Genomic DNA, 6,496 nt, shown 5'->3' on the forward strand with positions numbered 1-6,496 from the left:
AAAAGCAGATTTTCGGCGGTTACGCCGAAAATCTGTTTCTCTGCTTGTTGGGGTAGCACCCCAAACCCCTTTTCGCAGAATTTCATTCTGCGGCTACGCACCGTTCCGGCGCTTTTTCTCCCACCTCCGGCAGAGATTTTTGGAAAATGGCAAGGTTGGCTTGCCAACATAATCGCAAACTGTCCCGTGACAGGAAACGGCATTTTCAAAATCCGTCAGGCTCGCAGAGCCGTAGCCAGACCAGCGGAGCGGTCTGTTCAAAGGGCTTGGGATACTTCCCAACAAGCAAAACCTACGGTTTCCGGCATCGCCGGGAACCGTGGTTTTGAGCGTTTGTATATACAGACGCCCAGCTTGCCACTTTGGTGGCAGTTCCAAAAGAGGGAAAGATGACCGGCCTTTGCAGAACCCAAGCCTAAACTACAATGGGAGAAAATCAGACTGACAACGTACTATTTGTTTACTTTTTCTATCCGAACACTTAATTTCTATCGTCAAATGTCGATATAATAAATAAAGTAAAATTTTGCAAAAAGGGGTTGAAACTAACTACTATGACAATCACACAGATAGTACAGAGCCAACAGCAACAGCGCGTTGCTACCCTGACTCAGCGGCAGCAAGGCCAGCCCCATGTCAATCCCTACGGCACACCCGGCATGAGTTTGAACGATGCGGGTGATTATCGGAAAATCGTCCCCGTGGATGAGGGCGTGGTGCAGCAGGTCAAGCAGATCGCTTTCGACCACATGAAAAACGGCTACGGGGTCAGCGATGGCGAGGACATTAGCAAGGTCATCCGGGGCTATACCATGTCCCTGGCTCCAGAAAAACGGCTGAGTGCGTCATGGACGCTGAATGAGATATTCCATAGCGAGGCCACTCGGCTGGGAGAGTTTGTCCATCAGCAAGACCCAAGCTGGGATTGGGGTAAGCCCTTTGATACCAGCATTCTGGACAGCTATCGGCAGGGCTTGGATATACAGGTATGAATCCGATAAGGCACAAAAGGTAAACTATAAGCCACGGAGGTATAAACCATGTCTTTGATTGTATCACAGACACCAGCGAATCGGCTTCCCGCCGAACTGGTGAATAACGCCGCCTTTGTCAAGCAGGTTAACTTTGACCCCGTACATCAGACCGCCGAGACCGGCCAGCCTGCGGAAAAAATTCATGGTAGCGCACTACCACGATTTGATACTGTTTCGATTAGCGCAGAGGCTCTTGCAAAGGCAAAAGATCTTCAACGTCTTTCTTTTACGGATGGAACAGATATTCTTTCGTTGGATGCTGAAGCTGATGTTTCGCAACCTTTCCAACAAGGACCATCAGTTATTGACATTACTGACCCTGCGTCCGTGGAGCGTAAAAAGCAGGGCGACGCTATGGGTAGGGCCATGAAAAGCTGGAATGCCACAGTTGACCGTTTGAAACAAATCAGTGAAAGCAGTGCGGCTTATGGCTACACAGAAACAATTAAACTGTTCAAAAATGGCTATGCTGATTGGCAGGTTGCTCTGCAAAAGTCGGACCCAGAGGCGTATAGTGCGTGGCTCCATATGTTGAATGGAAACAAATAATTTCTAAAACTAAGAAGTAAGCTAATTCCAGTTTCCGGTTGGATTTCACTTGGGCGAAATTTCCCTTGACAAATGTTTTTTGTAAAACGCCCAGCTTGCCACATAGTGCATCGCCACCTCCGCCAGCCCTCGATGAAAATTTCCCCAAAGGCATTGACAGGAACATCTGTTTGTGCTATCATAATGGTGAACTGAATACTGCACATATTTTTCACGCAGATACATAGACCGAACCACAGCGTTTTTGCTGGGGTCGGTCTTGTTGTATCTGCGTTTTTTATTTTTGAAAGGAGGCCAGACAATGGGAAACGTCAAAGTGGAAGAAGTCAAGCGTGGCCGGGGCAGACCGAAGCTGGACACCCACATTACCGAGGAATACGCCCCCAGCAGACGGCAGGCATTGAACAAGATGTATATGTATGAAGGTGTCCACCTGTTATTGGTAGCGGCTACCGAAATTCAAAACAGCGAAGTTTTATGGCGGGAGGACAGAACGGCGGTCACCTTAAAATCACGGGACGGCATCTTGGAACAGCTCGGCAGAATAGCGGTGCAGGACAAGCTGGGCCGTACCGATTGCATCTATCTCGCCAACCTTGCCATCGCCGCCGTTCAAAATGGGTACACCACACGGGAGGTAGAAATTGCTCTGCGGGAAATCCGCATGGCGGCAAAGTCCAGTATGAAAAATCCAGACAGCGAGGCGCTTTATTGTGCGCTGGGCAACACCGTGGACATTCTGCGGAGCATGGGAGGTATCGCATGAAAACCGAAAAACGGCCAGTAGAAATCACAGTGGCAGGAGAGTTTCCCGGCTACCAATACGGAGACCGCCGAGGCGTGTTTTTGAACCTGGGGCTTGATGTGGAAATGGACGGAGTGACCTATCACCTGTCCAGCAGCTTTGCGGAAAAAGCGGAAATGGGCGAGGTCATCGACAGGTTAGAACTGGAACGGAACAGGCGGCGGACGACGTAAAAAATTTCGATGTCCGTCAGAAAGCTATTGCTTTACAGTGCTAAAGCGGATATAATGGGGGCAGGTAATAGATGCTATGTTCCTGCGTCCAGGGAGGTAAAAAAACAAGATGCAGGAAAAATACAATGTTGGAATTTATTGCAGGCTCAGCCGGGACGATGAGAGGACCGGCGAGTCCGTGTCCATCGAAAATCAAAAAATCATGCTTAGCCGCTATGTGCAGGAACAGGGCTGGAACCTCTACGCCGCCTACTGCGATGACGGGGTCTCTGGAACGACCTTCGACCGGCCTATGTTCAATCAGATGATCGCCGATGCCAGGGCAGGGAAAATCAATCTGATACTCTGTAAGGACCTCAGTCGCCTCGGCAGAGATTACATTGAGGCGGGCCGATATACGGACATCGTGTTCCCTTCGATGGGCTGCCGTTTTATCGCCCTCAATGACGGCGTGGACACCATCCACAAGAACAATGAGATGCTGGTTATTTTGAAGAACGTCATGAACGATCTCTATGCACGCGACACCAGCAGCAAAATCCGCGCCGTCAAGCAGTCCACGTTTCGAACGGGAAAGTATGTCGGGTGCTACGCTCCCATCGGCTACCGAAAATCTCCGGCGGACAAGCACATCCTGGAAATTGACCCTGTGACCGCCCCTGTTGTTCTCCGCATTTTCGATATGCGCTTGCAGGGGGACAGCTTTCGGAAAATCGTCCGGACGCTGAATGAGGAGGGCGTACCCTCGCCCCGCGGTTTCTACTACATGGCAGAGGGCAGGCCGAACCTGCGGGGCGAGACACCCTACTGGAACGATGTGACGGTCAAGACCATCCTGCGGAATGAGGTCTATCTCGGCCACATGGTGCAGAACAAGACCGGCACTGTCTCCTACAAGGTTCACAAGCAGGTGAGCAAGCCGAAAGAGGACTGGATCAAGGTGGAGCATACCCATGAACCGCTTGTCTCCCAGGAGGTCTGGGACGCCGTTCAAAGGCTGGACAACCACCCCTCCAAGGGGCGTTCCGGCAGCGATGGGGAAATCTCCATGTACGCCGGCGTTCTCTACTGTGCGGACTGCGGAGGCTCCATGCGGTATCAGAGAGATTATCGAAGCCGGAAACGCCACGCCGATGGACATTTTGGCGGTTTTCAAGCCTACACCTGCAACCGGTATATGAGTGGCGGCAAGGCGGTTTGCACCTCACACTACATCAACTGCAAGGTGTTGACGAAACTGCTCCTGCTGGACATCCACGCCAAGGCGATGCTGGCCCAAAACAGTCCCGCCGCCCTCAAGGAGAAAATCCTCGCCCAAAAGAACGCCGCCAGCATGGAGCAGACAAAGGCGCTCCGGGCAACGCTGGCGGCGGTGGACAAGCGGCTGGCCGAGTTGGAAAAGCTGGTGGTGTCGGCCTACGAGGACAAGGTGAAGGGCGTTATGCCGGAGACGCTGTGCGTCCAGCTGATGAACCGCTACGAGGACGAACGCAGGAGCAAGCTGGAACAGCGGACGCAGCTCACAGCGCAATTGGAGGCTCAAAGGGAGGACGAATGCGCCGCCGATGAATGGCTAAACCTGATTCGGGACTACTCCCAGCTTGAGGAACTGGATCGCCCTACCCTCCTGCGTTTGGTTAAGCGCATCGAGGTGGGCGAGAAGTATGAAATCGCCGGGGAAACCCACCGGGACATCAAAATCTACTACAACTTTGTCGGGTATATTGAACTGTAAATCTGTACTTCTTTATGCGAGGTTATCTAACGATTATTACGCAAAGGACACCAGCAAGAAAATCCGTGCCGTTGTGAAAATGCGCGGGGAGGCCGGGGAACATATTGCCAGCAACCCGCCTTATGGATATGTGAAAGACCCACAGAATAAAAAGAAATGGATTGTGGACGAAGAAGCGGCAAAGGTGGTACGGCGTATCTTTGACCTGTGCATTGCGGGGAAAGGCCCCATGCAGATTGCAAAAATCCTGACAGCGAGCAAGGTGCTGACGGTTACGGCTTATAACGCAAAACAAAAGGGATGGGCAATGCCGGATAACCTGTACCAGTGGTGTTCCAAATCTGTCACCACAATATTGGAGAGAACGGAATACACTGGCTGTACCGTCAACTTCAAGACCTATACCAAATCCTTGAAATTCAAAAAGCGTATGGTGAATCCGAAAGAAAAACAGCGGATATTTGAGGACACACAGCCGGCAATCATTGAACGCGGGCAGTGGGAACGGGTGCAGGAATTACGGACAAACAAACGCCGACCGACAAAGACAGGGAAAACAAGTATTTTTTCCGGCCTTGTCTATTGTGCCGACTGCGGTGCAAAACTCTATTACTGCACCTGCAATACCTACAAAGATGATTCACAGAATCATTTTGTATGTTCCAATTACAAGAGCAACACAGGTTCCTGCCAGATTCATTATATCCGGGAGGTCACGCTTTATAAGAGGGTTCTGGAATGTATTCAGGGAACGCTGTCCTATGTACAGCTGTTCCGGGATGATTTCACGCAGGAAATGCTGGCGCAGGACGAAGCCAGCCGGAAAGCGGAGCTGACGCAGAAGCGAAAAGCCCTCTCCGGGGCACAGAAGCGTATGGAAGATTTGGACAAGATTATCCAAAGACTTTATGAGGATTCCGTTCTGGGTAAGTTGAGTGACCTTCGTTTTCAAAAACTTTCGGCGCAGTATGAAACGGAACAGGCGGAGATTCAGAGAATTGCTTCCTCATTGGAACAAGAAATTGAAAATGAGACGGAACAGATTGCCGATGTGGGGCGCTTTCTCCAGCTTGCAGACCGGTATTCCGACTTGCAGGAACTTGATGCTTCCACCGTAAATGAGCTGATTGACAGGATCGTAATTCACAGCCCGGAGAGAATCGGCGGGAGAAAGCATGTCACCATTGAAATTTATTTTACTTATGTGGGGAAAATCCGTATTCCGCTTTATAAACCGGATATACCTGCAGGTACAGAAAAACCGGCGTAACCTTTCGCTACGCCGGTTTTACCGGAAAATTCATTTACTTCCTTATGGGTGTCCGCCTAACGGGAAATCTCTCTTTTTCATGCTTTTACGGTGCAAAACTCCATAACAAAGCAAGCCGGGCCGTTTTTATCCCCGCTTTCTCACTGTCCTTTCTATTTTGCCCCGGCTATGTTACATACCGTTCAAAAAGCATTTGCGGCGTTACCCATCCCAATATCCGCTGCGGGGAGTTCGAGAAGTAAGACCTTGGGGCGGGGAACCCCGGGGCTTTTTTGTTTTGCTTATCGGCTTTTATTACAAAAAATTTAATTATTTTTGAGCATTATATATTGACAATAACCCGATATCGTGATAGGGTAGATATATAAAACATGAGGGGTGTGATAGAGTGAAGAAAATCATCAAACTGTTCGCGGCGGCTTTGGCGGTGTGCTGTCTTTGCGCGGGGTGCGGCCCGGTGCAACCCCAGGATGAATTTCTCATGTGGGAGGAAGCGCCCCAGAGAAGGGATCATCCGGGGGTATCCGGGGAGCTCTTGGGAATGACCGTAGCCGAAGGCTCGGAGGGCGAAGAGGTCACCAACGTGGAAATCCGGTATCGCAGTACGAGCGAGGTCTATGTGTCTGATTCGCCCTATAAAGAAGTTGTTATGGACTATTGGTTTGAAAATGCCTGGTATACCATATACGAGGACCCGCGTAATTGGAACGGCCCTTTGATGGAAATCTCAGCACTAAACGGCAACAACGATACATACGAAACGAGCTACCAGCTGGAGGGAAATGTGTTTAAAGGAGACATTTTGTGCCGCAGCGGGCGCTATCGCTGGTATGACTGCTGTTTCGGATACACCGAATTTGACTGGGATCTTCCAGAATAGACGTGTCAAAAGTTTACAGGGAAGAAGGTGGGAATCATGATGAAGAAAAT

At 50.4% G+C, this 6,496-nt stretch carries 8 protein-coding genes; 7 read left to right on the forward strand and 1 reads right to left on the reverse strand.

All coding sequences use genetic code 11. The features are described from left to right. A partial coding sequence (locus D7X94_RS18860) for a hypothetical protein (protein WP_207667181.1) occupies window positions 1-209 on the reverse strand: 209 nt, incomplete at its 3' end. Between the two features lie 345 nt (window positions 210-554). On the opposite strand from D7X94_RS18860, the gene D7X94_RS09765 reads away from it, so the two are divergent. The 7 genes from D7X94_RS09765 (at window position 555) to D7X94_RS09795 (ending at window position 6,446) form a co-directional block, all read left to right on the forward strand. Then, window positions 555-992 carry a DUF3879 family protein gene (locus D7X94_RS09765; protein ID WP_120427537.1) on the forward strand — a complete coding sequence of 146 codons (438 nt, stop codon included), beginning with the start codon at window positions 555-557 and terminating at the stop codon, window positions 990-992. A 48-nt stretch (window positions 993-1,040) separates the two neighbouring features. Further along, the gene (locus D7X94_RS09770) at window positions 1,041-1,583 is read left to right on the forward strand and encodes a hypothetical protein (RefSeq protein WP_120427538.1); all 543 of its coding nucleotides are present in this window, start codon (window positions 1,041-1,043) and stop codon (window positions 1,581-1,583) included. A gap of 301 nt (window positions 1,584-1,884) precedes the next feature. Continuing rightward, window positions 1,885-2,349 (forward strand): hypothetical protein, encoded by a 465-nt coding sequence (locus D7X94_RS09775; RefSeq protein WP_120427539.1) that lies wholly within the window; start codon window positions 1,885-1,887, stop codon window positions 2,347-2,349. Beyond that, a complete protein-coding gene (locus D7X94_RS09780; RefSeq protein ID WP_120427540.1) occupies window positions 2,346-2,561 on the forward strand; it encodes a hypothetical protein in 216 nt (71 codons plus the stop codon). The genes D7X94_RS09775 and D7X94_RS09780 overlap by 4 nt, the downstream gene beginning before the upstream one ends. A 109-nt stretch (window positions 2,562-2,670) precedes the next feature. Beyond that, window positions 2,671-4,296: a recombinase family protein gene (locus D7X94_RS09785; RefSeq protein WP_120427541.1), complete on the forward strand. Its 1,626-nt coding sequence runs from the start codon at window positions 2,671-2,673 to the stop codon at window positions 4,294-4,296. Window positions 4,297-4,375: 79 nt separating this feature from the next. Then, entirely contained in the window at window positions 4,376-5,566 is a 1,191-nt protein-coding gene (locus tag D7X94_RS09790) for a DUF4368 domain-containing protein (RefSeq protein WP_243111249.1), read from the forward strand. 388 nt (window positions 5,567-5,954) lie between these two features. After that, window positions 5,955-6,446 carry a hypothetical protein gene (locus D7X94_RS09795; protein WP_120427542.1) on the forward strand — a complete coding sequence of 164 codons (492 nt, stop codon included), beginning with the start codon at window positions 5,955-5,957 and terminating at the stop codon, window positions 6,444-6,446. Window positions 6,447-6,496: the final 50 nt, after the last annotated feature.

It is taken from the genome of Acutalibacter sp. 1XD8-33 (genome assembly GCF_003612555.1).
Lineage (GTDB): Bacteria > Bacillota > Clostridia > Oscillospirales > Acutalibacteraceae > Acutalibacter.

Coding starts and splice junctions, on each gene's coding strand:
- D7X94_RS09790 (WP_243111249.1), top strand. CDS start 4,376: ATGCGCGGGGAGGCCGGGGAACATATTGCCAGCAACCCGCCTTATGGA.
- D7X94_RS09780 (WP_120427540.1), top strand. CDS start 2,346: ATGAAAACCGAAAAACGGCCAGTAGAAATCACAGTGGCAGGAGAGTTT.
- D7X94_RS09770 (WP_120427538.1), top strand. CDS start 1,041: ATGTCTTTGATTGTATCACAGACACCAGCGAATCGGCTTCCCGCCGAA.
- D7X94_RS09765 (WP_120427537.1), top strand. CDS start 555: ATGACAATCACACAGATAGTACAGAGCCAACAGCAACAGCGCGTTGCT.
- D7X94_RS09785 (WP_120427541.1), top strand. CDS start 2,671: ATGCAGGAAAAATACAATGTTGGAATTTATTGCAGGCTCAGCCGGGAC.
- D7X94_RS09775 (WP_120427539.1), top strand. CDS start 1,885: ATGGGAAACGTCAAAGTGGAAGAAGTCAAGCGTGGCCGGGGCAGACCG.